Raw genomic sequence first — 22,385 nt, 5'->3', positions numbered from 1 at the left:
GTCAGGGATTGGCAAGACACGAACAGGATGTTCCCTGGCAGCACTTCGTAAGGTTGCATCGATCCTCGCATTTGTTGACTTATAGTAGTAAACTTGTTGGCAAACCATCATAATGCGACTGGCGCGCAGGCCGCGCCACGAAGCAGGAAACAATTATGGGTGACGATTGTATCTTTGACGAGGACAAGGTGACGCCGCATGCTCTGCAACGCATTGCCAGCCATGTCCGTTACGATATCGTGGCGCTCTCCGGAAAAGCCAGAATCGCGCACGTGGGCTCCTCACTGTCCTGCGTGGATATTCTGGTCGCCGCGTATTTCGGGGGGTTGGCGCTTTCGCCCGAGTCATGCACCCTAGGCAGTGACCGATTGTTGCTCGGCAAGGGGCATGCGGCGGTGGCGTTGTACGCCACTTTGGCCCGGCGCGGGTATTGCGCCTACCGCGATCTGGAATCCCATCTCGCGCCGGGAGGCCCCCTTCAAGAGCATCCCGGCCCTGCCTGTCTGCCCGGAACCGTGGCGGCCTCGGGCTCCTTGGGACATGCCTTGCCCATGGGAGTTGGCATGGCGCTGGCCTCACGGCAGTTGGGAACGCCATATCGTGTATGCGTGGTGCTCGGCGATGGCGAATGCAATGAGGGCACCGTGTGGGAAGCGGTCATGCTGGCCGTCGCCCGGCAGTGCGGCAACCTCGTGGCGATTGTGGACGGCAATGGTTGGCAGGGGACAGGGCGCACCGCCGAAATTCTTGCCGCCGAGCCATTGGCGGAAAAATTCCGGGCTTTCGGCTGGGAAGCTCTGGATGTGGACGGGCACGATGTCTGGCATCTACGGGAACTGTTGCGGCGGGGGCCGACACATCCAGACAGGCCCCTGGTCCTGATCGCTCGTACGGTCAAAGGCAAGGGCGTGTCGTTTATGGAAGACGATAACAACTGGCACTATCGTATCCCCACGCCCGAGGAAACGGCCTTGGCGGGCAAGGAGCTTTTGGGACAATGAGAAACGCCTTTGCCGACGAGATGCTGGCGCTAGCCCGGCAGGACTCCCGCGTGACACTCTTGTCTGGAGACATCGGGAACCGGATGTTCGACACGTTCAAGGCAAACTTCCCCGATCGCTTCTATAATTGCGGCATAGCCGAAGCCAACATGACCGGTGTGGCGGCGGGCATGGCGCTTTGTGGCCTGCGTCCCGTCACCTATACCATCGCCGCCTTCAATACCGCCCGCTGCCTTGAACAGATCCGGGTGGACATCTGCTATCAACATCTGCCCGTTGTCATCGTGGGCACGGGCGGCGGCCTTTCCTATGCCAACCTCGGCCCCACACACCATGCCCTGGAAGATGTCGCCTGGATGCGCTCCTTGCCGGGGATGACGGTGGTCTGCGCCGGGGATCCGGTGGAAACCCGGCTGGCTCTTCGCGCGGCGTTGGCCCATGACGGCCCCGTGTATCTGCGTGTCGGGAAAAAAGGGGAACCCTGCGTGCATCAAACCCTGCCGGATTTCGCTTTGGGACGCTGTTTGCCACTCCGCCAAGGCGATGATGTGTACCTGCTGGCGGTGGGGTCGCTTTTGCCTGAAGTCCTGCGGGCGGCGGAACTGCTTGAGCAAAAAGGAATCCATGCGGGCGTGGCCAGCATGCCCACGGTCAAGCCCCTGGATACGGCATTTCTGGCCCGACTGGCCGAGACCGTCCCGCTTGTGGCCGTGGTGGAGGAGCATGGTCCCTTTGGTGGAGCCTTCGAGGCCGTGGCGGCATTTTTCGCGTCCCGGGGGGGACGAATGCCGCGACTGGCGCGCTTTGGCACACCGGATACTTTCTTGTGCGCCGCCGGTGGACAACAATGGTACCGGCAGCGCCTAGGCCTGGACGCGGCGGGAATGGCCACGCATTTACTGACGATTATGGGAGAACCTTTGTGATCCTGGGCGTCGACCTGGACAACACCCTGTGCTGCTATGACGGGGTATTTTACGCGGCGGCGGTCGCTTCAGGACTTATTTCGCCGCAAACCCCTCCGGACAAGCGCGCGGTGCGTGAGGCTCTCCTGGCAGCCGACCGGGAAGAGGATTGGACCCGGTTACAGGGTGAGGTCTATGGTCCCGGCATGGCACAGGCCAAACCCTTTCCCGGGGCGAAGGACTGCCTGGCGGCACTTACGGCCCAGGGCGTCTCCGTACACGTGGTCAGCCACCGCACCAGGCACCCGCATCGCGGCCCCCAATATGATTTGCATGCGGCAGCGCTGCGTTGGCTTGAAGTCAACGGATTTTTTGATCCGGCGGTACTTTCGCGCGAGGCGGTGTTTCTGGAAACGTCGGCCGCCGACAAGGTGGCCCGCATCGCGGCGCTGGGTTGCAGCCACTTTATTGACGACCTTCCCCGCATATTTACGCATCCGGGCTTCCCGCAAGGCGTGGTGCGCATTCTGCTTGGTGAGGTCGCGGGGGATGATTGGCGTCGATTTTCTTCGTGGTGGGATATGGCTCTTTTTTTGCAAGGAGAACTGTCATGATCTCTGACGAATACAGTCCCTATAAGATCGTCCACCACCAGGACCGCCTGGACATGTTACGCCAGGGCCGGCAGCCGCCCCCATTGCAGATGCACCTGGAACTGACGTCCCATTGCAACCAGAACTGCATCTATTGCTGCTTTCGCAGCCAGGCACATGGCTTCCATACCGCGCCTCTCAACGTGACCGTCCCTACGGCCAAAATTCTCGAGACGCTGGCCAGCGCCCGCGATCTGGGTGTCAAGGCCCTCCAGCTCGCCGGTCCCGGTGAGCCGACCTTGCATCAGGATTTTCGCACCATCATCACCACGGCAAAGGAATACGGCCTGGAGATCGGACTGATCACCAACGGCAGCATGTTGCGTCGCCATAGCGACATTCTCTCCGACATTGCCTGGGTGCGGGTCAGCATGGATGCCGCCAACGCCGCTGCACACGCAAAGATACATTCCTGTGGCGAACACGTATTTGGAGAGATCGTCGCCGGCATCCAGGAGTTGGTGGCCCGCAAGGGTCCCGCCATCGTAGGGGTTGCCTGGTTGGTCCTCCAGGAAAACGTCGACAGTGTCTACGAGGGGTGCCGTTTCTACCGCCAGCTTGGCGTCAACAACATTCGCTATTCATCGCTGGTCGCTGACGTGGACGACCCGAGCTATCGGGAACTCTGCCGCCAAGGCCATGCCCAGGCCAAACAGGGGAAGACGGATTTCGAAACCGAAGACTTTTTGGTCTTCAATTCCATCGAGACCAGGGCCAACATGATTCAGGAAGCCTTGCTCGACGAATTTTGTCCCTTCAAAGAGCTGTCCTGCCACGTGGCCGTGGATCAAAATGTCTACATGTGCTGCACCAATGCCTACAGCGCGGCTGGAAAAGTCGGCACCATTCAGGACAAAACCTTTGCCCAGTTGTGGAACAGCCCGGAGAAACAGCGTCTTTTCTCCCGTCATTCCCCAAGACGCATGTGCCCGTCATCCTGTTGGTTCAAGGAAAAAAACGCCTTCATCAACTATTGCCTAAAATCCAATCCCCAGCACGTAAATTTTATCGGGTGACGCAAGGAGTTTTCCATGCCCTACAAAGATTTTCTGACCGATTTGCATACCAGCACCAAGCGTGATTACCTGAAGCGCATGACTGAATATCCCAAAGCGGAGTCCATTACCGTGGCCAAGCGGTTTGACAAGGACTTTTGGGACGGCGATCGGCGTTTTGGCTATGGCGGCTACCGCTATGACGGCCGCTGGCGATCCGTGGCGGAAAATATTGCTGCTTACTACGGGCTCAAGGCGGGGAGCCGGGTGCTCGACGTCGGCTGCGGCAAGGCGTTTTTGCTCTATGAGCTGACCCAGGCCGTGCCCGGACTGGACGTGGCCGGAATCGATATATCTCAGTACGCCTTGGACACGGCCAAGGAAGAAATCCGGGATTGCCTCCAGGTGGCCGACGCCAACAGCCTGCCGTTTGAGGATAACAGCTTCGATCTCGTGATTTCCCTTAACACCTTGCACAACCTCTTCTGTCCCGATCTGTATAAGGCGTTAAAGGAAATGGAGCGCGTTAGCCGCAAGGACAAATACCTGGTGGTCGAGTCCTACCGCAATGAGCAGGAAAAAGTGAATCTCATGTGCTGGGTGCTGACCGGAGAGTGCTTTTTCGCGCCGCACGAATGGGAGTGGTGGATGCAGCTGACGGGCTATACCGGCGACTACTCGTTTATTTATTTTGAATAAAAGGAGCGGCTGGGCTATGTCAGGAATCGTTCTTCCTTCCTTCCCGCCGTACTTCATGCTGGAGACAACACGGCTTTGCAACGCCAAGTGCGTGCACTGTCCCAACAAAGGCATCGAAAAAACGACGCCGTTTTTAAGCGACGCCCTTTTCGAAAAAATCGCCATGGAACTTGGGCATCACAGCCAGGAAATCACCCAGGTGGCGATTTTTATAAACGGTGAACCGTTGTTGGACAAAAAATTACCGGAGCGCATCCAACGGCTCAAGGAGCTTGGCGTGCCCCGGGTGATCTTTAGCACCAACGGCTCTCTGCTGGACGAGACCGCGGCCCGCCGCATCCTCGAAGCCGGTCTTGACGATCTCGACATCACCCTCAACAGTATGGACGCGGCCAAATATGAGGCCATCCGTGTGGGACTCAAGCATGCGGTGGTGGTGGCCAATATCCACAACTTCCTGCGCCTGCGCGACGCCATTCGTCCCACATGTACGGTCCGTGTGCGCACCGAGGCCCACCCGCTCCTGACCAAGGAAGACATCGATACCTGGTTGGCCTACTGGCGGCGTCATGTGGGTCCAAACGACAGCGTCTACGCTAAAAAAATGCACAACTGGGGCAATCAAATGCCTGAGGCGGTGGAATCTTCCAGCCAGACCAGCGCGCCCTGCCCCATTCTCTGGAGCACGTTTAACATCAGCACCAATGGCGACGTCGGTATTTGCTGCCTGGACTACCGCCCCAACCATCTGCTTGGCAATGTGGGCGAAAACACCATCGAAGAGATCTGGCACGGCGAGGCCTACGCCGCGATACGGGAAAAACACGCCATCGGCCGCCGGGACGCCGTGCCCATGTGCCGCAACTGCTCCATTTGGGATGATGATCAAAAGATTTTTTAGCGCCTCGCGCAGCGCGTAGGCGCCACCGGACACAGGTGGCGGGACATGTCATGACGCTTGACCGGGCATATATTATTGGCGGCGACAGCCAGATCGGGCGGGCGATTGGCGCAGCGTTGCGGGCGTGCGAGGTTCCCTGTCGCGTCACGACCCGACGCGAGCGGCCCCTTCAAGAGGGGGAGGATTTCCTCGATCTGGCCGCGGAGACCTTCGCGTGGCAGCCACGCGAACAGGGGGGACCGGACGCGGTCGCGTTTGTCTGTGCCGGCGCGACCTCTCTGGAATTTTGCCGGACCAACCCCGAAGCCTCCCGCCGCATCAACGTGGACCAAACCATGATCCTGGTCCGGACACTGGCGGCCTCAGGCTATCGTCCTATCCTTTTTTCCACCAACATGGTCTTTGACGGCACCGCGGTCCTGCCGACCCCTCAAACCCCCACTTGTCCTCTGTCGGAATACGGGCGGCAAAAACGCGATGTGGAACGGCTTGTCCAGGATCAGATTCCCGGGGCGCTTATCCTCCGGCTTGGCAAGGTCCTTCTCCCGGACATGCCGCTTTTTGTCCGCTGGCTGGAGCAATGGCGCCGGGGAGAGCTCGTGCGGGCCTTTGAGGACCTCTTTCTCGCGCCGTTACCGCTTGCGGCCCTCCTGGATGTCACGCTCAGGCTGGCGGCGAAAGGCGTGGCGGGGGTTTGGCACCTGTGTCCCGCCGAACAATGTTCCTATGTGGACGCGGCCCGGTGGCTGGCCGCGCGCGCCGGATGCGACATGGCCCTGGTGGAGCCGGACACGGCGGCCCGGGCGGGCATCGTACCCGAACATCGGCCACGATACGTAGCCCTGGACAGCGCAGCGACCGAAGCCTTCTGCGGCCTGCGTCTTCCCACTCCACAGGAGGCCCTAGGAACAATACGCTGTGACCACCGCTGACACTCCCGCAGGTGGCTGCCTGCTTTGTGGCACGCAGCTCCTGACGCCCATCGCCCCGGACCTCCGCCTTGCTTGCGTAAGTTCGGATGCCTTTCCCTTGGCGCAACAAGCCGCTTTCGCCGTTTGCCCCGTCTGCGGCATGATCCAAAAGGTGCGCGACGACGCCTGGAACACCGCGGTGGCCGCCATCTACGCCAACTACAAAGTCTATCCCCTGGAGACCGTCCAGACCCACCTGATGTTTTCCAACACCGGGGCCGCGAAGCCGCGATCCCTGATCCTGGCCGAACAGTTAGCCCAGGCCGTTTCATTGCCACAACGGGGGCGCTTGCTGGATATTGGCTGCGGCAACGGCGATTTTTTGCATTCCTTCAAGCAGGTACGTCCGGAATGGGAAGTCTGTGGCTTCGAACGCTCCGAGGCCAGCAGGGCCGCGCTGGAAGCGCACCTGCCCGGCGTTCGCTTTTACAGCGGCAGCCTGGATGCCATTGCGGATCGGTTCGACTGCCTGACCTTGAACTACGTCATCGAGCACCTTTTCGAGCCTGTGGCTATGCTGCGCCAGATGCAAGGGCTGCTCTCGCCCGGAGGCGGGATCTTCGTCCAGACGACTTCCTTCCAGCGCAATCCCTTTGATCTGGTCATCATGGACCATTGCGCCCACTTCACCCCGGAAACCGTGGCCCAGGCCGGAGTGCGCGCGGGGTTGCGCCTGACGGCCTCCAGCAACGGCTGGCTGGAAAAAGAAATCGGTTGGTATGCCCAGCCGGCCGAGACGCCTCTCGCCGCCGGCCCCGATCCTTTGGCCGCGAGAGCCGCCCAAGACTGCGAACGAATGGTGCGCTGGCTGAAAAAATTTCCTGAAACCGTACGCCAAGCCGCCGCCGGCCGGCCCCTTGGCATCTTTGGCACCGCCATTGCCGGGACTTGGCTGGCGGGAGTGATGCCGGGCGAGGTGGCCTTTTTTGTGGACGAAGATCCTCAACGCCAGGGGCAACGGCACCTCGGGCTGCCCATTCTGGCCCCGCAGGATACGCCGACCGCCGCCGCCGTGGTGCTGGCCTTTCCCGCCGGCATCGCCGCGGCAATCGCCGCGCGCCTTGAAAAAAATGGATTCGATTTTGCGAAAATATTGCCTCCAGCCTTTGAAGAGCCCCCACTCGGGGGAAAAAAGCGATGGAATGCCCGCATAAAAAATACAAATGAGCCCCGCCATGAAAACAAACATTGACGGACGACAGATCGTCGCAGAGGTTGCAGCCTCCCGGAAGGATAAAAAAGTCTGTTTCGTGTCCGGGTATTTCAACATCATGCATCCCGGGCACCTGCGCCTCCTCAGCTTTGCCGCCGATCTGGCGGATATTCTTGTCGTCGGGTTGTATAAAAACCTGCGGGCCACGGACGCTGGATTCACGGAAGAGCAACGATTATCCGTGATGCAAGCCCTTCGTTTCGTGGACTATTGTTTCGTGCTTGAAGACAGCCTGGAAGTTTTTTTACGGGAGCTTAAGCCCGACATCGTTGTCAAAGGAAAGGAATTCGAGGACGAGGACAACATCGAGGCCTCAATCCTGCAAGAATACGGCGGAACACTGCTTTTTTCCTCCGGCAACACCGGCGTAAGCGCTTCCGACCTTTTGGCCGAGACGCCTTTACTGAGCCAACCGCTTTATTACCCGCCGGATTTCCTTGAACGTCATAAATTTGATCTTTCGGAAATCCAACCGCTCATGCAGGCGTTTCGATCATTGCGCGTGTGCGTGATCGGCGATGTCATCGTGGACGAATATGTCATGTGCGACCCGCTTGGGATGTCCCAGGAAGATCCAACTTTGGTGGTCAGGCCCGACCAGTCCCACAAGTTTCTGGGTGGGGCGGGCATCGTCGCGGCGCATTTGGCCGGTCTGGGCGCCAAAGTGAATTTTCTGACTGTCACGGGGAATGACGCCAACGGTACCTTTGTTCGCGAAAAATTGCGCGACTATGGCGTCAGGCCTCATATCTGCGTGGATGATTCCCGGCCGACGACACACAAACAGCGCATACAATGCCTGGGCAAAAATCTGCTGCGTATCAGCCATCTCCGGCAGCATGCTATCCGGCGCGAGTTGATCCGCTCTCTTAGCCTCGAGTTCATGGACATCATTGGGGCTATCGACCTCGTCGTGTTTTCGGACTTCAATTACGGCTGCCTCCCCCAACAGTTCGTTGACAGATTATTGGCGCATACCATGCAGCGCGGCATCAGCTATGTCGCGGACAGCCAATCTTCCTCCCAGGTCGGCGACGTATCTCGCTTTCGTGGCGCGACCATGCTTACTCCAACGGAACGCGAGGCCCGCTTGGCCACCAATGACTTCGAATCGGGCTTGGTGGTCATGGCCGAAAAACTCCGGCGCAAGGCCCAAGCCGACCATATAGCCATGACCCTTGGTTCCGCGGGCGTATTATTGCACTCGGGCGTGGTGGGCGGCAGTTTCCTGACGGATAGCATCCCTGCCATGTGTACCGCACCCAAGGACCCCGCCGGAGCCGGAGATTCCTTCCTGGCCGCCACAGCCTTGGCCCTGCGCAGTGGCAGCGACATCTGGAAAGGAGCTTTTCTCGGTTCTCTTGCCGCCGCCATTCAGGTGGGACGCATCGGCAATATCCCGCTGACGCAGGAAGAAATTATCGCGGCGGTGGCTGGGGCGCGTCCCGCCCTCTAGCCGGAACCCGTTTATAAGAAGGCCTCATGTCCGCCAGCGCATCGCAGGCACTATGCCAAGAAGTTTTCACCCCGCTTCAGGCCAGCCAACGTCTCCAAGCCAGGGCCATGGCGGCACGTATTGGCCACTCTGACAAGTTACCCCCGGTTCTCTTGGAAGATCGGCGCCCCTGCCCCCATGCCTCTTTGGCCCGGTCAACGCCAAAACGCATTCATTGAGAGGAGGTCCGTTATGGGTCAGCTCTATTCAAGCATGAAAATATTCCATTTTAAAGACAAGATCGACAGCACGCCCGCGCAACAGCCCATCCAGGCACCGATTCACCTGCGCATCAAGCCAACAAACTTCTGCAACCACAACTGCCGCTACTGCGCCTACCGCATGGATTCCCTGCAGCTCGGCAAGGACATGCGCATCCGAGACAGCATTCCTCATGATAAAATGCGAGAAATCGTCACGGATATTATCGATATGGGTGTCAAGGCCGTCACTTTCAGCGGCGGCGGCGAACCCTTTTGTTATCCTTACCTGCTGGAAACCGTAAAACGACTCCATGAAAACGGCGTCAAATTCGCTTCCCTGTCCAACGGCGCCCTTCTTACCGGCGAAATTGCGGAATTTTTCGCGGCCAACGGACATTGGCTGCGTGTGTCCATGGATGGCTGGAGTGACGACAGCTACACCGAGCTTCGCGGCGTCAAAAGCGGTGAATTCACCAAGATTATGGGAAACCTGGAGCATTTCGTCCGGTACAACGGCTTCTGCAGGTTGGGCGTGAGCTTCATCATAAACGCCATCAACCACAGCCATGTCCCTGAAATTCTGGAACAGCTCCGGGATCGTGGCGTGCGCAGCGTCAAGGTGACCGCCTGCGTGGTCTCCAACCAGGCCGAGGAAAACCGCGCCTATCATGCGCCGTTCTGCCAGGCCACTGTGGACGCCATCCATGAGGCGACGGCGAGGCTCGCCGGACCGGATTTTGAGATCTTCAACGACTACCCCAATCACGACACCCTGTTTCAAAAAAAGTACACGTGGTGCCCTTACCAGCAGATCCTCGCCGTGGTCGCCGCGGATCTCGGCGTCTACTCCTGCCAGGACAAAGCCTACAACTTGGAAAACGGCCTTCTTGGCAGCCTGCGGGAACAGTCACTTAAGGAATTCTGGTTCAAGGATAAAAAAGCCTTTTTCCGCATAAATCCAAGCCGGGATTGCCAGCACCACTGCACCGCCAACGCCAAGAATCTCGCCATCCACGATTATCTCAGTGTGGATCGGGACCATCTGGAATTCGTTTGATTTTCGGCCGGAATCGCGGAAAACGCATCCCTCTGCCGTCCACGGAATTTTGAAAGGACACGCGTCATATGAAATCTGCGATCATCATCGGTGGAGGATTCGCTGGCTGCGCCTGGGCGCTGCAACTCGGGCGCAAAGGGTTTGACGTGACCCTTATCGAGCGTCTTGGCTGGCTCGGCGGCGGGTGCAAGACGTTTTTTGAAGGCGGACATCCCTACACCTACGGTCCCCGCCCATTAAGCGGTTTTCCCGCCGGAGTGACAGACTTGTTGGAAGAGTTCACTCCGCTACGCTATTTCCGGCACCAGCTGCGTACCTACGTGGCCCGCGATGATGCTTTCTATACGTTCCCCCCCCATGCTGACGACATCAAGACAATGCCGGATCACGATAGAATTACCCGGGAGTTGGCCGCTGTGCCGGTCCCGCCGCCCCCTCCGGCCAACCTTGAAGAAAGCTGGTTGACCACCGTCGGCCCGACGCTCTACGGAAAATTCGTCAAGGACTATTCACGCAAGATGTGGCAGGTGGAATCCAACACCGCCATAGACGGCCCGTTTCACATGCTCACCCGGCCCAGGATTAAAACCGGGTCCCGCGATTACGTGGACTTCGAGCTTGCCTACCCGAAAAAAAACACTGGCTGGGATGATTTCTTCGCCGGTGCAGCCGCTGCCCCCAACGTCACCGTGCGTCTCAACACCACCGCTGAGGCCTATGACATCGAAAAACCCGCTGTCCTCGTGGACGGACAATGGCTGCATGCGGACTTTCTTGTCAGCAGTATATCGGCAGATGATCTTCTAGGACAATGCTACGGCCCATTGCCTTATATGGGACGTGATTTCATGAATCTCGTTCTTCCTATTGAACAGCTTCTACCAGAACACGTAAATTTTCTCCACTATGCGAACGATGAACCATATACCCGTATTACTGAATATAAAAAACTCACCGGGCATGTGTCGCCAAATACATTGCTTGGCCTGGAGTTTCCGTCTCGAAAAAATCGTCTCTATCCATATTTCACAAAGCAGGCTTTGGAGTTGGCGCAAAAATATTTTGACGCACTCCCCGAGCACATCATCCGCGTCGGGCGCATGGGGCTCTATAAATATCTCGGCATACACGATATTGTCGCCCATGCCCTGGAGACAGTGGCGCAGTTGTAGTGTTTTCCCAGCAATCGAGTCGCGATGGTGAGTCGCTCGCTCAAAACCCGATCCCTGCCAGCTTGTGGCGGGCACGGAGAAACTGCACGGATCTGTCTTTCATGAATGATTCGCTCCAGAAGACATTTTCCAACCTTTGCCGGCATCCCCTTGTCGCGCTTGAACCCTTGAAAGGGGGACGGAACAGCCGTGTCTGGCTGCTGCGGGGCAACGGCCAAAACTGGGTGGGCAAGCAGTACTTTTGCCACCCCAATGACCACCGCGATCGCTTGGGCACCGAATTCGGCGCATTGCGCTTTCTGCGCGCCCACGCCATGGTCCAAGTGCCGGAAGCCATCGCCTATGACCGGGCAGCGGGGATGGCCGTTTACAGTTTTCTGCCTGGCCAAGCGCCGCTTCCGGGGGATCCGGAGCACGCCCGGGCCATGGGTGCGTTTGCAAAACGACTTTGGGACCTACGCGGAGCAGTGACCCCGGCGGACGGCATCGGGTTCGCCTCGGAAGCCTGCCTATGCGCTGAAGAGATCGTCAAACAGGTGCGGGAACGCTTTGCGCGGCTTTGTGCCTGCGATCCGCAAACGCCCTTGGCGGCCGAGGTCATCGCGTTTGTCGAAGGACGACTGGCGCCGGCCCTGGAACAGTGGAAAACGATGGCCGTTGAACGACTGGGCACCCTCGGTCACCAGTTGCCCCAAAGATTTTGGACGTTGAGCCCCTCGGATTTCGGCCTGCACAACACCCTTGCCCCCGCCTCCGGTCCCTTGCAATTTTTGGATTTCGAGTATTTCGGTTGGGACGACCCGGCAAAACTTTTAAGCGATGCGCTGTTGCATTGCGGCCTCCCCCTTTCCCCGGACCAAAAGCGCATCGTGGTCAAGGAATTCAAGGCTATCTTTAGCGACGCGGGGAATTTCGCGGCCCGGGTACGGGCCTATCTGCCGCTTCTCGGACTGAAGTGGTGTTGTATTTTGTGCAACGAGTTCGTCCGGGGCGACATGTTGCGGCGTCGTTTCGTGGATACGGGGATGGACGTCCGCCAAACCAGAGCGCGCCAGTTAGCAAAAGCCCAGCAGATGTTGGACCAGGATATTGCCGCAGCCATCGCGGTCGTTGACGCGACATTCTAACGGAAAAAGCAAAGAGGAACGACAGCATGGACGCACAAGATATATGTCTTGTTTGTGGGCAAGGGGCGTTGGAAAAAATTGATTCCGTCAATTTGGGCTGTATAAGTTCCGATTTGCGAATACTCGATGTACCGAGTAGCGCCTTATATTGTCATACCTGTGGCCACCTGCAAAAAAATATCGACGAAACGTTTCGGGAAAATGTTCTTGGTATATACTCCAACGGCTACGTTCTCCCGGGAGGACAAATCGACGTCTGCAATGGCACGGTCATGTCCCGTGGAGCTGCGGTCGCCACAAGTATCCGGAATTCATTGCACCTCCCTGAACACGGGACCATGCTGGATTTTGGCTGTGGACACGGTTTCTTTCTGCGCGACTTCCACGGTGTCTTCCAAAAATGGGCGCTTTACGGCTACGATATCACCACCGACAAAGTGGACGAGCTTTCCGCCATCGCAGGAGTAAACGGCATTTTTACAGATGGCATAGATGCCGTAGACCAGCGTTTCGACTTGATCACGCTTAACCATGTACTGGAACATCTGATCGAGCCGGTGGCGGTGCTGCGGGCTCTACGCGGGCTGTTACGCCCCGGCGGCAGGATCATCGTACGGGTCCCGTCTTATCTGGAGCTGTATTCCGAATTCGTGATAGGTGATCATGTTTCACTCTATACGACCCGGACGCTAGAAACGGCCGTAGCCCTGGCCGGCTTGGTTCCCGACGCGCCGTTGCAGGCCGTTTCCGGCCGGGAACTGGCCATGGTGCTTGCCGCCGGCAACCCGAAAACGGACATCGTGCCGGATACCGCCAACCTGGCCCGTGGCAAGGCAATTCTGGCCTGGCTGAAAACCCAGCGTGATCTTGTGGTTGGTGAACTCGCCGGGCATCCTCCATTCGGTCTGTATGGTGTGTCCGGCATGGGGGGTTGGCTTGGCTCGCTGGCTCCGGACAAGGTCGATTTTTTCGTGGACGACAACCCTGCCATGAACGGAATGCGGCTTTATGGCATTGAGATCGTGTCGCCAGACCGCATCCCGCAAGGGGCGACCATTTTCGTGGCCTTCAAACGGGAAATTGCCGCGGCCATCCACGACCGCGTCCAGGCATCGACGCCGACGGTACGCTATGTTTATCCGGAAACACTCACCTTGCCTGGCTAGGGAATTTCCCCAGGTCTAGCGGACTTCGAACTGTCTGATCGGAAATTATCGCAACGGGATGCAACAAGCGAATCGCGACGAAGAATACGGTCAGGAAATGCCACTCTCCCAAACAGCAGGGGACTCCAGCCAAGCGGAATGGCATAGTGGTTTTTATGGAGCAATTGGGGCACGCCATGAGACCCGACAAAGCGTTGCGTCTTTAACAGAAGGCCGGGTTGCAGGTGTCTCGAAAGTTCTCCGAAAAATTCCCCTGCGGGTCATTGTCTACGGCGAGGACTCGCTTATTGGGTTTACCCCTACAATAGAAGACCTGGGGCGCAATAAAGCCTGCTGTAGGTGTTTTTTTGCAGTAAACTCAGAAATGCTGGCAAAGCGCCCCAGACAACCTCAAAAGCAACAGAAGGGAGCAAACATGGAATGGAAGACAGTTAGAAAATTTGTAGAAGAAGCGACACGTCCTTTTTTAAGCCACATCGTAATAGATAGTAAGCATATTACGTATTGCCAAGACAGTTTAATCACGGAACATGGCACGGACTGGATGGAGGAACCTCGGTTCAAAGCTGCATATGAGGCAGGACATGCAACCGGTCATAAGTTCGGAGAAATGCGTTGCGAGTGGCGCGTAAAAGTACTCTTATGGGCCGCAACTCACGCAATGCATCTTGATGGAGATTTTGTAGAATGTGGAGTTAATACAGGTGTTTTTTCTCGGGCGGTCATGGAATATACGGATTTTTCAAATACCAATAAAAAATTCTATCTCCTTGACACATATGATGGCATACCACTGCAGGACGTCTCCGATGACGTTCGTGAAGCTACGCGCGAGTATAACAAAACACATCATCCTGAGTGCTATGAACTTGCTAAAAAGAATTTTAGCCAATTCAAAAATGCTTTACTTATACGGGGACGTGTTCCAGAAACTCTTGATCAAATCCAATCCGACCGCATTGCATATGCGTCAATCGATATGAACGTGGCCTCTACAGAAATTGCGGCAGGTGAATATCTCTGGCCGCGACTTGTTTCGGGCGCCATGATCGTTTTGGATGACTACAACTACGCTTGGTGGACAGGAGAGCAACGCAATGCGTGGAATAACTTTGCCGATCGTCATGGCGTTCAAATTCTGCCCCTGCCGACCGGCCAAGGACTTCTGGTTAAACCATAGCCTGAATCCATAAGCAGCATCGATTCAACTTGCTTTGAAGGTGCAGTTTGTTGTTGAAAAGGTAATAGAGTCGATCCTGAAAAACGTGTTTTCGGCGCTATCCGACGGGTTGTGTGGGGAGATCATCTCTTGTCTCGCCACGTAGCCACAACAGGATGAGGACAAAACAATGCGCCATCTTGCGCATCCACTTCCTGAAGTTGAAAGCTGCGGCGGCCATGAGCAGGTTGGCGTCACCGAGCACTCCTGTCAGGAAATTCCTCGCCATGCGGTGATCCTGTTTGACATGCCCGATCACGGGTTCGATTCCGGCGCGTCTGCGGAAACGCAGCCGAGCCTTGCGGCGTTGGGAAGGCGTATCGTTTTTCTTTGGACGACTTGGTGTCACAATTTCCGTGTCGCCCACCCGAGTTCGACCTCGATAGCCCCGGCCACATATGGCCACCTCGCCCAGGCTGGAGGTACCCCCCCCGGCCTGGACGACTCCAGAATTTACACCACATCCGTGGACTCTACCGCTTCGCTTCCGCTGGGCCATGTGAGGACTGTCGGAAGTAAGGGCCGCGCGCATCCACGATACCCATGGGAGCCACGATGTTCAGAAGGACGGAGGTTTCTTAATCCATGATTAAAACTCCAGAGTGAAGGTCATTGCGTCGCAAAATTTGCAAACAGACCCTTCATTGTCTGGTTCAGTGCCCCTGTCGTTGAGCACGATGTCTGTGGAGGCACCGATAGACATGGGAAAGGGCAAGTTCCAAGCTAGCGTTTCGATTCGACCATAGCTATAATATTCGGCCTGAAAAGGGCGCTCATTTTCGCCCTGAACGCCTACACCTGTGCTGTGTGCTAACTATTTGAACAAAATTGGTATGTTACGGAAAATATCTAGAGAGGGTGTGCGCGGGCACCTAAATTCAGACGAATCAAAAAGGATCTGGATCCATGACTGCCATTTCGCCTCCTGATATACAGCTAACCCGAGAGCTTTTCACCCTGCCCCGAGAGAAATCTTTAGGCATCGTGGCATCCTCCCTTGTGGGAGGCTGTTCCCAGACCGACCTGCTGTTTTTGATACGCACTTTGCTTGTTCTGGGGGCCACGGAGCAGGCTAAATCCCTATTCTCCCGCCTTGATCATAACCTCCTGGATCAGGCGGGCCAGCGTCCCCTTCTCCAGGCCGTATCGGTACGCTTAGGTCAGCCCACGGCCTGGGACAATCTCCCCCCTGCCAATGACGACTACCGCTGGATCAGATTCCTTGCTAAAAAAGGCGTGGACATCAGCTATCCTACCGAACCTTCGGTCCGAGGCCTACTTTTCCAACCAGACGTCCCCCCACAGGTTCTCCTTGAAGACCGTTGCCCGTGCTGCCACAATCAGTGTCTGTTTGGTCCGGAAAAATCCCAAGAACTTCACTCTGGCTCCGGGGAATGGCTGTGTCCCCATTGCCTAGCACAACGTATCTGGGAAAAAACCACCGTGCGCCGCTGCCTTTGGATTTGGTACAAAGCCTACCTCTCCGGCTTGCCACGCCAGGAAGGCGAACTCACCGAGACGGGATGTCAAGAAGCCATTTTGGCCGCTTTGGCCCTGCAACCATTGGCCCCCGTTCGTTTCGGAAGCCTTTGTCCTGCCGCTATCGGCCATGCAATTATGAATCCGTCGATGTACTTTTTCTCGCTGCAGCAAGGGCAAGAACCCATCAGCTTGGATATTATTGGCATCCCTCCCAGTATGACCCGTCTAAACAGCCAACTCACCACCATGTGGGCGCGTCATATTGATTTCTCTCGTGATGGAGAACGATTGGCTCATAAGGTGGTCGGTTCTCCGCTTATGATAGAAAGTTTGGCGTCCTACGATATCACGCGTGATCCTGGCCTGTTTAATGCTCCTCCGTCGCTTGTATTTACTCTGACCGAGGAACGTCAAGCTCGGGAGGAGCTAGAACGAATGGGCGTGCCGCACGGCGCCCCTTTTGTTTGCCTTCTCGTTCGCGATTCTGCTTACGACCAAATTAAATATGCGGGTAATCCTACATTTCCTCCTGGGTGTGGGGAGGAGAGGTATGCCGATATCGACTCCTATGAAGAGGCTTGCTTATTTTTGGCTGAATTGGGGTACTACGTCATTCGAACCGGGTTTCATGTCGCAAAACCACTTAAGTGGGCATCAAAACGAATTATTGATTATAGCACGAAATATCGTTCTGAATTGATGGATCTCTGGCTGCCGGCCCGTTGTTTCTTCCTATTTGCCAATGTTGGCGGCATAGGCGCTATGGCCTCGATATATCGCCGGCCCATGCTCTTTACGAATCATATTTTTCATTATAGACCGCCGGTGTATTCGAATACACTCGTGCTTTTTAAGCACTTGCGAAGAAAAAACAGTCGGAGATACAAGGATCTGGATTATATACTGGATCATGTCGACGATAGGCTCTATAATTCTAATCCAGATGCAGTTAAATGGTACAGTACCATGGAATGGGTAGATAACTCGCCTCAGGAACTCAAAGACGCCGCTATGGAGATGCTTTCCCTGATAGATGGCACATGGGAGCAAAAATACGCCAGCCTTACCGAGCAGGCTTCTTTCTGGAAAATGCTTGAAGAACGGTATCCTGGACGCGGTTTCCTCGGCGTCCAGACGAAGATTTCAACAAACTACTTGCGCATGTATCTACACTGATCCCTGAAAACTGAAGCCACGAATACAACATGCGAAAACAGGTCAGAAGGAGTGGCTGGCATGGACGAGAAATCGCCAAATAGTATGCACCTGCGGGATTTCGAAAAAAGGGCAGCGGCCGCATACGGCTTTTGACGGTCGTCGTCCCATAGACACCCTAGGAAGGCCACGCGGCCTCCAAGACGGCATGAGCACGAACCTGACCACGCCGCCAACCTGTCCAACCAATCGGGACCACCTCAAGGGCTTTGCCAAACCTGAAAAGAAAGGGTCGAATGCGGCCTGAAGAGAAATCCATTACGTGCCGTCAGCCGTTTTGGTCGAACAGAGCACGGATTTATGGAACATTTTTTGCTAGCAACTTGGTGTAGCAGATCCGGAATCGCTTCAGGCGTCCGGCAGTCGGCGTAAAGCCTCCCGCGCCGCCATATTCCGCAGTCGTTCCCCAAGGAGCCAGCACGCATGAAACCAACCCAGGCCGCAAGCGGGTCCATCCCGGCCATCCTTCTGGCGGCCGGACTCGGAACACGCCTGCGCCCTATAACCAACACCATCCCCAAATGTTTGGTCCCCATTCACGGCCGCCCTTTATTGGATATTTGGCTGGAAATGCTCATTCATGCCGGGCTTGAGCCCATTTATGTCAATATCCATCACCATGCGCAGGCTGTGAAAGAGTATCTCACCGCCTCGCCATGGCGCGATGCTGTCCACTTGAGCCCGGAACCCGCCCTGCTTGGCACCGGGGGCACACTCCTTGCCCACCGGCGGCAATTGGACGGGGGCACTTTTTTTGTGGCCCATGCCGACAACCTGAGCCGGTTCGACGTGGCAGCCTTTTTGCGCGCCCACAAACGGCGTCCCCCGGAATGCGTGCTGACCATGATGACTTTCGAGACCGACCAGCCCAGCCAGTGCGGCATCGTGGAGCTGGATCAACGCGGTGTGGTGACCACGTTTTTCGAAAAATGTGCGCACCCCCCAGGAAACAAGGCAAACGGGGCGGTTTTTGCCATGGAACCGGTGATCTTCGACATGTTCGACACACGCCCCGGCTCCCTGCCGGAGATAAGTCTCGATCTCTTGCCGTACTGCTTGGGGCGCATCGCCACATTTCATAATGATGTCTACCATAGGGACATTGGCACACCCGAAAGCTATGCCTGTGCCCTGCAAGAATACCGCTAACACTGGCGTGAAAGGATCGCTCCATGGATGACTCCCACAAGCGTTGGCAAGCCGTTCGGGAAATAGCTCTGGATATCCCAGCCGTCCAACTGGGGCCCTACATCAGTCAGAGCCTGCTCAAGGATCCCAAGCACCTCCTTTTTTCTCTGTCGCGCTACAAGTCCGCCGCGCGCCTTCTCCCCATCGACAGATCCGCCAGGGTATTGGAACTGGGATGCAGCGAAGGTCTGGGCACGCTCCTCCTCGCGCAGCATGCCGCTTCGGTCCTCGGAGTGGATTTCGATGCCAAAGCCATTGCCCAGGCACAGGCTTTCCAGCGGTCGCCTTTCGCGCCCACATTTCAGTGCGCTGACTTTATAGGGAAAAATTTCGGCGTATTTGACGCCGTTATATCCATGGACGTGATCGAACATATCGAAAAAAGGCACGAACACGCCTATATGGAAACCATTGTCGACAACATGGATAGCACAGGGATGTGTATCGTTGGCACGCCAAACATTACAGCTTCTCCCTATGCCTCTCCTGCCAGTGCTCTGGGGCATGTCAACCTTTTTTCCGCCGAACGACTTTATGATTTATTGCATCAGTATTTTCATAATGTCATTGTGTTTGGCATGAACGATGAAGTGCTGCACACGGGATTTTATGCCATGTGCCACTACATTATTGTTGCCGGATTTCATAAAAAGTAAATAAACAACTCGATATTATCATTGCATATAGCTGCGGACGACTGCCATTTGGATATCCCACATACTCATCGAGAAAGGATTGAACTTGAACTCTCCGCTGTTACAGCTGCTGCAAGCAGCCGCATCGGGTTCAATGGAAACGATCATCGCGGCCGTAAACAACTTTTTCGCATCGCAACCGGATATGGCCAAGCTGTCGCAGACCATGGCGGAGCTTTCACCTTACGCACCCAAGGCCTCGCCACAACAAGGGCTTCCCGCGCAACAACTCGCCATCTTGTGGGAAATCTTCGCCCAATGGCTCGCCAAGACGCCCGACATCCCCCACCTGGCTCGATGTCTGGCCTTTTGCGACGCCTCTCGAACCCGCCGGGAGGCCTATCTTGCCTATGCCCGGGCGCTGGAGGGTAAATATATCCCCGTGCCCCCGCTCGTACGCGCTCCCCGGGCCCCCGGGGAACGCCCCCTTCGCGTCAGCTTCATCACGGATTACGTGAGTCCGCGCGTCACCCGCCATATGGCCTGCGCCAAGCAGGGAGGCATGGTGGTTCAGGGAATCTTCAAGGAAGCGCCAGTGCCCTACACGACGCTTGCCCCGTCTCTCTACGACGAGTTGTCCTTTTACCGCGACTGTTCCCATGACCTTAACGCCATCATCGAAAAGGTCGTGGCCTTCGACGCAGACATCGTTCACCTCCCGACCCATATGCATGTCAACGAGACCACCCTTGCCTTGACCTGTGCGCTGCCTTTTCCCGTCGTCGGGGACGCCTATGATTTAATCAATGTCATCTTCAATCCGGAAATTATCATAAGGCACGGCTTCAAGCCGCAGCTCGCGGCCGAAAAGGCCTGGTTTCGCAATGTCGATGGTTTGTGTATGCGCTCGAAAATCCTCAAGTATGCCAATAAAAACGGAATGCTTCGCCCAAAAACAACGGCTCTTTTTTTTCCTGAAGTTTGTGTGGAAACGTCCATCCAGGCGAGCAAGCTCAGTGACTACGACGGGAAAACGCACTGTCTGGTCACTGGCACCATGGATTACATGTTTGGAGAATGTCTATTACAGATGGCAACCGTTATGGATGGCGCGAATATCATGGTCCATATTGTCCCGACCTATTATGAAAAAGAAAAAAATAATCCTGCCGTTGAACAATTGAAAGACAAGCTCGCAAAATTCGACTGTTTTCAGCTCCATCATACCATGCCGCATCGTCACTTTTTACGATTTCTCGCAAAAATTGACGTGCTTCTCGATGCCATCTTTATTGAATTACCAGTATATCATACTGCCAAAACAGGAGAAACTACCGCGACAATTCTGCATGGCATGGGCAACAGGATATGCGACGCCTTGGAACAGGATGTGGCGATCATGGTATCTCCCCAGTACAAAGACCGGGCCCAATTCGCCGCCACAGCCAATCGCGCCATTTTCGCCCGACGCGAGGATCTCATGTCCCGGGAATTCTGGACTGGCTTACTGACGACCGTCCGTCGCATCAGGCAGGTCCCGCGAAACCTGACACCTTTCGCCGCGCCGCGGCAAAGTGGACGGCTCGAGCGGTTTTACCGGGCCGTCATGCGCCGGGCGCTTGCGCGGCGGGGCGTACTTTAGCAGCCCGCCCGCCTTTCCAAGGCGGTATCAAGCCGGACGCTTCTTCCCACACAGAAAGCTGAACAACCTGCCCGGTGTTTGGAGCATTCGGCTCGCCCTGGCCACATCCCTGGGCCCGAGTTCGGCCGCGGGGCGTTTGAGAATTGCGGCGGCCTGTCCGAGTACCTGATCGGGAGTGGCAGGGAATGTGTTGACTGGGGATTCCAGAGGGCTCAATACGCGCTTGATGGACGCCCCGGCCTGACGCAGGGCCGCAAGATAGGCCTCCAGGGTGAAGGCGTTTTCCCCCCCATACAGGCGGTGAAGGGGATGAACGGCCAGAAAGGCCGGCAGGTCCTCCGGTTTGCTTAGCACATGCTCCCGCGTGGCCAAAAGCGCGCCGCCCGGCTTCAGCACCCGCACAAGTTCCCGGCACATAGCGTTCAGGTCCGAGGCGTGGTGCAGCACTTGCCGGGCGTGAACCACGTCGAAGCTGTCATCGGGAAAGGGAAGGCGCTCACCGCGCTCGGCCACCACCCGAATCGGGAGACCTGTGGCCCGGGCAATCTCCTCAATGGCTCCATGCCCAACCAGTCGGCTGGGGTCCGGCTCCAAGGCCGTTACTTCCCAACCATCCGCGGCCAGAGCATAGGAAGCGATGCCCCGCCCCGCGCCGACGTCCAGGGCCTTGCCACCCGGCGTGGGCAGCAATTCCCGCACGGCCGCCCATTCCCCTTCGTCGTGGTAACGCTTTACGGCCTCGAGCAGGGGATCGTCGAAATAACACGCCCGAGTCAGGGCGGCCTGGTCCGGCTGCTCCCGGAGCCAGGCCACGGCCTGCTCCCAGGTCATCGCCGGCGGATTCGGCGCTTCGGTATGGCCGGCAGGATCGAGCATGCGCACCACTCTGGCAGGATTGCCCGCCACCACGGCATAAGGGGGGACATCCCGGGTGACCACCGAACAGGCCGCGACCACCGCGCCTTCCCCAATGTGCACGCCTTTGAGGATTGTCGCGCGCATACCAATCCAAGCCTTGTCATCCACGCGTATCGGCGCCCCCTGCACATACGACCAGTCTTTCACGCCATGCCGCCAAAAAAGCACATCGTTTTTTCTTTCGGAAAAATGCAGGGAATGGGAATCATGGTCCGCGATAACCACATCAAAGGCGATCAGAACATCACTGCCTATGGTTACGCTGTTTGCGCAAAGAATTGAGGCACTCCCGAGAAAGGTACGCTCACCAATGGCAATCCGGCCGCCGGCGCGTTCGAATACAAGCCTGCCCTCAATGAGGCTGTTCGCACCGATAGTCACGCAGCAGGCCTCGCGCAAAAGAATGCTGTTTTGAGAAACACGCGCCGAGGGATGCACGGTAAGACCGTACTGGGGGAGGACCGTATCCGCCATATAAAAAACTCCTGGAGACTAGAAGCTATTTCAAAAATATTTGATGGGATAATT

The 22,385-nt window shown here is 56.6% G+C and carries 20 protein-coding genes; 18 read left to right on the top strand and 2 right to left on the bottom strand.

The window, feature by feature from the left end; genetic code table 11:
• Nucleotides 1-155: 155 nt before the first annotated feature.
• The 14 genes from DESFRDRAFT_RS12035 to DESFRDRAFT_RS21425 all read left to right on the top strand — a co-directional run bounded on the left by DESFRDRAFT_RS12035 (nt 156) and on the right by DESFRDRAFT_RS21425 (nt 14,738).
• Nucleotides 156-1,001 (top strand): transketolase, encoded by an 846-nt coding sequence (locus DESFRDRAFT_RS12035; RefSeq protein WP_005994255.1) that lies wholly within the window; start codon nt 156-158, stop codon nt 999-1,001.
• Entirely contained in the window at nt 998-1,927 is a 930-nt protein-coding gene (locus tag DESFRDRAFT_RS12030; RefSeq protein ID WP_005994253.1) for a transketolase family protein, read from the top strand. Before DESFRDRAFT_RS12035 ends, DESFRDRAFT_RS12030 begins: the two co-directional genes overlap by 4 nt.
• Nucleotides 1,924-2,520: an HAD family hydrolase gene (locus DESFRDRAFT_RS12025; RefSeq protein ID WP_005994251.1), complete on the top strand. Its 597-nt coding sequence runs from the start codon at nt 1,924-1,926 to the stop codon at nt 2,518-2,520. Before DESFRDRAFT_RS12030 ends, DESFRDRAFT_RS12025 begins: the two co-directional genes overlap by 4 nt.
• Nucleotides 2,517-3,575: a radical SAM protein gene (locus DESFRDRAFT_RS12020; protein ID WP_005994249.1), complete on the top strand. Its 1,059-nt coding sequence runs from the start codon at nt 2,517-2,519 to the stop codon at nt 3,573-3,575. The genes DESFRDRAFT_RS12025 and DESFRDRAFT_RS12020 overlap by 4 nt, the downstream gene beginning before the upstream one ends.
• A 15-nt stretch (nt 3,576-3,590) precedes the next feature.
• Entirely contained in the window at nt 3,591-4,253 is a 663-nt protein-coding gene (locus DESFRDRAFT_RS12015) for a class I SAM-dependent methyltransferase (protein ID WP_005994248.1), read from the top strand.
• 16 nt (nt 4,254-4,269) lie between these two features.
• Nucleotides 4,270-5,154: a radical SAM/SPASM domain-containing protein gene (locus DESFRDRAFT_RS12010; protein WP_005994247.1), complete on the top strand. Its 885-nt coding sequence runs from the start codon at nt 4,270-4,272 to the stop codon at nt 5,152-5,154.
• Nucleotides 5,155-5,204: 50 nt separating this feature from the next.
• On the top strand, nt 5,205-6,086 hold the full coding sequence (locus DESFRDRAFT_RS12005; protein ID WP_005994246.1) for an SDR family oxidoreductase: 882 nt from the start codon (nt 5,205-5,207) through the stop codon (nt 6,084-6,086).
• 97 nt (nt 6,087-6,183) lie between these two features.
• Entirely contained in the window at nt 6,184-7,317 is a 1,134-nt protein-coding gene (locus DESFRDRAFT_RS12000) for a class I SAM-dependent methyltransferase (protein ID WP_043794709.1), read from the top strand.
• Nucleotides 7,301-8,794, top strand: a complete 1,494-nt coding sequence (locus DESFRDRAFT_RS11995; protein ID WP_005994244.1) for a PfkB family carbohydrate kinase — start codon at nt 7,301-7,303, stop codon at nt 8,792-8,794. Before DESFRDRAFT_RS12000 ends, DESFRDRAFT_RS11995 begins: the two co-directional genes overlap by 17 nt.
• A 231-nt stretch (nt 8,795-9,025) precedes the next feature.
• Nucleotides 9,026-10,093, top strand: a complete 1,068-nt coding sequence (locus DESFRDRAFT_RS11990; protein WP_005994243.1) for a radical SAM/SPASM domain-containing protein — start codon at nt 9,026-9,028, stop codon at nt 10,091-10,093.
• A gap of 68 nt (nt 10,094-10,161) precedes the next feature.
• Nucleotides 10,162-11,265, top strand: coding sequence for an FAD-dependent oxidoreductase (locus DESFRDRAFT_RS11985; protein WP_005994242.1), 1,104 nt, complete (start codon nt 10,162-10,164; stop codon nt 11,263-11,265).
• A 101-nt stretch (nt 11,266-11,366) separates the two neighbouring features.
• A complete protein-coding gene (locus tag DESFRDRAFT_RS11980) occupies nt 11,367-12,392 on the top strand; it encodes an aminoglycoside phosphotransferase family protein (RefSeq protein WP_005994241.1) in 1,026 nt (341 codons plus the stop codon).
• A 26-nt stretch (nt 12,393-12,418) separates the two neighbouring features.
• The gene (locus DESFRDRAFT_RS11975; RefSeq protein WP_005994239.1) at nt 12,419-13,558 is read left to right on the top strand and encodes a class I SAM-dependent methyltransferase; all 1,140 of its coding nucleotides are present in this window, start codon (nt 12,419-12,421) and stop codon (nt 13,556-13,558) included.
• Nucleotides 13,559-13,616: 58 nt separating this feature from the next.
• Entirely contained in the window at nt 13,617-14,738 is a 1,122-nt protein-coding gene (locus tag DESFRDRAFT_RS21425) for a TylF/MycF/NovP-related O-methyltransferase (RefSeq protein ID WP_081458477.1), read from the top strand.
• Nucleotides 14,739-14,835: 97 nt separating this feature from the next.
• Here the strand turns inward: DESFRDRAFT_RS21425 and DESFRDRAFT_RS23290 are convergent, their stop codons facing one another.
• Nucleotides 14,836-15,144 (bottom strand): hypothetical protein, encoded by a 309-nt coding sequence (locus tag DESFRDRAFT_RS23290; protein ID WP_144005027.1) that lies wholly within the window; start codon nt 15,142-15,144, stop codon nt 14,836-14,838.
• 539 nt (nt 15,145-15,683) lie between these two features.
• Between DESFRDRAFT_RS23290 and DESFRDRAFT_RS21420 the strand changes: the two genes are divergently transcribed.
• The 4 genes from DESFRDRAFT_RS21420 (at nt 15,684) to DESFRDRAFT_RS11960 (ending at nt 20,939) form a co-directional block, all read left to right on the top strand.
• A complete protein-coding gene (locus DESFRDRAFT_RS21420) occupies nt 15,684-17,435 on the top strand; it encodes a TIGR04372 family glycosyltransferase (protein ID WP_005994235.1) in 1,752 nt (583 codons plus the stop codon).
• 462 nt (nt 17,436-17,897) lie between these two features.
• Nucleotides 17,898-18,623 carry a nucleotidyltransferase family protein gene (locus tag DESFRDRAFT_RS11970; RefSeq protein WP_005994234.1) on the top strand — a complete coding sequence of 242 codons (726 nt, stop codon included), beginning with the start codon at nt 17,898-17,900 and terminating at the stop codon, nt 18,621-18,623.
• Between the two features lie 23 nt (nt 18,624-18,646).
• Nucleotides 18,647-19,318: a class I SAM-dependent methyltransferase gene (locus tag DESFRDRAFT_RS11965; protein WP_005994233.1), complete on the top strand. Its 672-nt coding sequence runs from the start codon at nt 18,647-18,649 to the stop codon at nt 19,316-19,318.
• Nucleotides 19,319-19,403: 85 nt separating this feature from the next.
• Nucleotides 19,404-20,939, top strand: coding sequence for a hypothetical protein (locus tag DESFRDRAFT_RS11960; RefSeq protein ID WP_043794703.1), 1,536 nt, complete (start codon nt 19,404-19,406; stop codon nt 20,937-20,939).
• Nucleotides 20,940-20,966: 27 nt separating this feature from the next.
• Here DESFRDRAFT_RS11960 and DESFRDRAFT_RS23135 read toward each other — a convergent pair whose 3' ends face one another.
• Entirely contained in the window at nt 20,967-22,331 is a 1,365-nt protein-coding gene (locus DESFRDRAFT_RS23135) for a methyltransferase domain-containing protein (RefSeq protein ID WP_005994231.1), read from the bottom strand.
• Nucleotides 22,332-22,385: the final 54 nt, after the last annotated feature.

It is taken from the genome of Solidesulfovibrio fructosivorans JJ] (assembly GCF_000179555.1).
GTDB classification, from domain to species: domain Bacteria; phylum Desulfobacterota; class Desulfovibrionia; order Desulfovibrionales; family Desulfovibrionaceae; genus Solidesulfovibrio; species Solidesulfovibrio fructosivorans.
The sequence above is the reverse complement of the archived record's forward strand: the minus strand, read 5'-3'. Positions and strand labels throughout refer to the sequence as shown.

Bases quoted from the DNA above. Each gene is read 5' to 3' on its own strand.
- DESFRDRAFT_RS12035 (WP_005994255.1), top strand. From the start codon at position 156: ATGGGTGACGATTGTATCTTTGACGAGGACAAGGTGACGCCGCATGCT.
- DESFRDRAFT_RS12030 (WP_005994253.1), top strand. From the start codon at position 998: ATGAGAAACGCCTTTGCCGACGAGATGCTGGCGCTAGCCCGGCAGGAC.
- DESFRDRAFT_RS12020 (WP_005994249.1), top strand. From the start codon at position 2,517: ATGATCTCTGACGAATACAGTCCCTATAAGATCGTCCACCACCAGGAC.
- DESFRDRAFT_RS12015 (WP_005994248.1), top strand. From the start codon at position 3,591: ATGCCCTACAAAGATTTTCTGACCGATTTGCATACCAGCACCAAGCGT.
- DESFRDRAFT_RS12010 (WP_005994247.1), top strand. From the start codon at position 4,270: ATGTCAGGAATCGTTCTTCCTTCCTTCCCGCCGTACTTCATGCTGGAG.
- DESFRDRAFT_RS12005 (WP_005994246.1), top strand. From the start codon at position 5,205: ATGACGCTTGACCGGGCATATATTATTGGCGGCGACAGCCAGATCGGG.
- DESFRDRAFT_RS11995 (WP_005994244.1), top strand. From the start codon at position 7,301: ATGAAAACAAACATTGACGGACGACAGATCGTCGCAGAGGTTGCAGCC.
- DESFRDRAFT_RS11990 (WP_005994243.1), top strand. From the start codon at position 9,026: ATGGGTCAGCTCTATTCAAGCATGAAAATATTCCATTTTAAAGACAAG.
- DESFRDRAFT_RS11985 (WP_005994242.1), top strand. From the start codon at position 10,162: ATGAAATCTGCGATCATCATCGGTGGAGGATTCGCTGGCTGCGCCTGG.
- DESFRDRAFT_RS11980 (WP_005994241.1), top strand. From the start codon at position 11,367: ATGAATGATTCGCTCCAGAAGACATTTTCCAACCTTTGCCGGCATCCC.
- DESFRDRAFT_RS11975 (WP_005994239.1), top strand. From the start codon at position 12,419: ATGGACGCACAAGATATATGTCTTGTTTGTGGGCAAGGGGCGTTGGAA.
- DESFRDRAFT_RS21425 (WP_081458477.1), top strand. From the start codon at position 13,617: ATGCAACAAGCGAATCGCGACGAAGAATACGGTCAGGAAATGCCACTC.
- DESFRDRAFT_RS21420 (WP_005994235.1), top strand. From the start codon at position 15,684: ATGACTGCCATTTCGCCTCCTGATATACAGCTAACCCGAGAGCTTTTC.
- DESFRDRAFT_RS11970 (WP_005994234.1), top strand. From the start codon at position 17,898: ATGAAACCAACCCAGGCCGCAAGCGGGTCCATCCCGGCCATCCTTCTG.
- DESFRDRAFT_RS11965 (WP_005994233.1), top strand. From the start codon at position 18,647: ATGGATGACTCCCACAAGCGTTGGCAAGCCGTTCGGGAAATAGCTCTG.
- DESFRDRAFT_RS23135 (WP_005994231.1), bottom strand. From the start codon at position 22,331: ATGGCGGATACGGTCCTCCCCCAGTACGGTCTTACCGTGCATCCCTCG.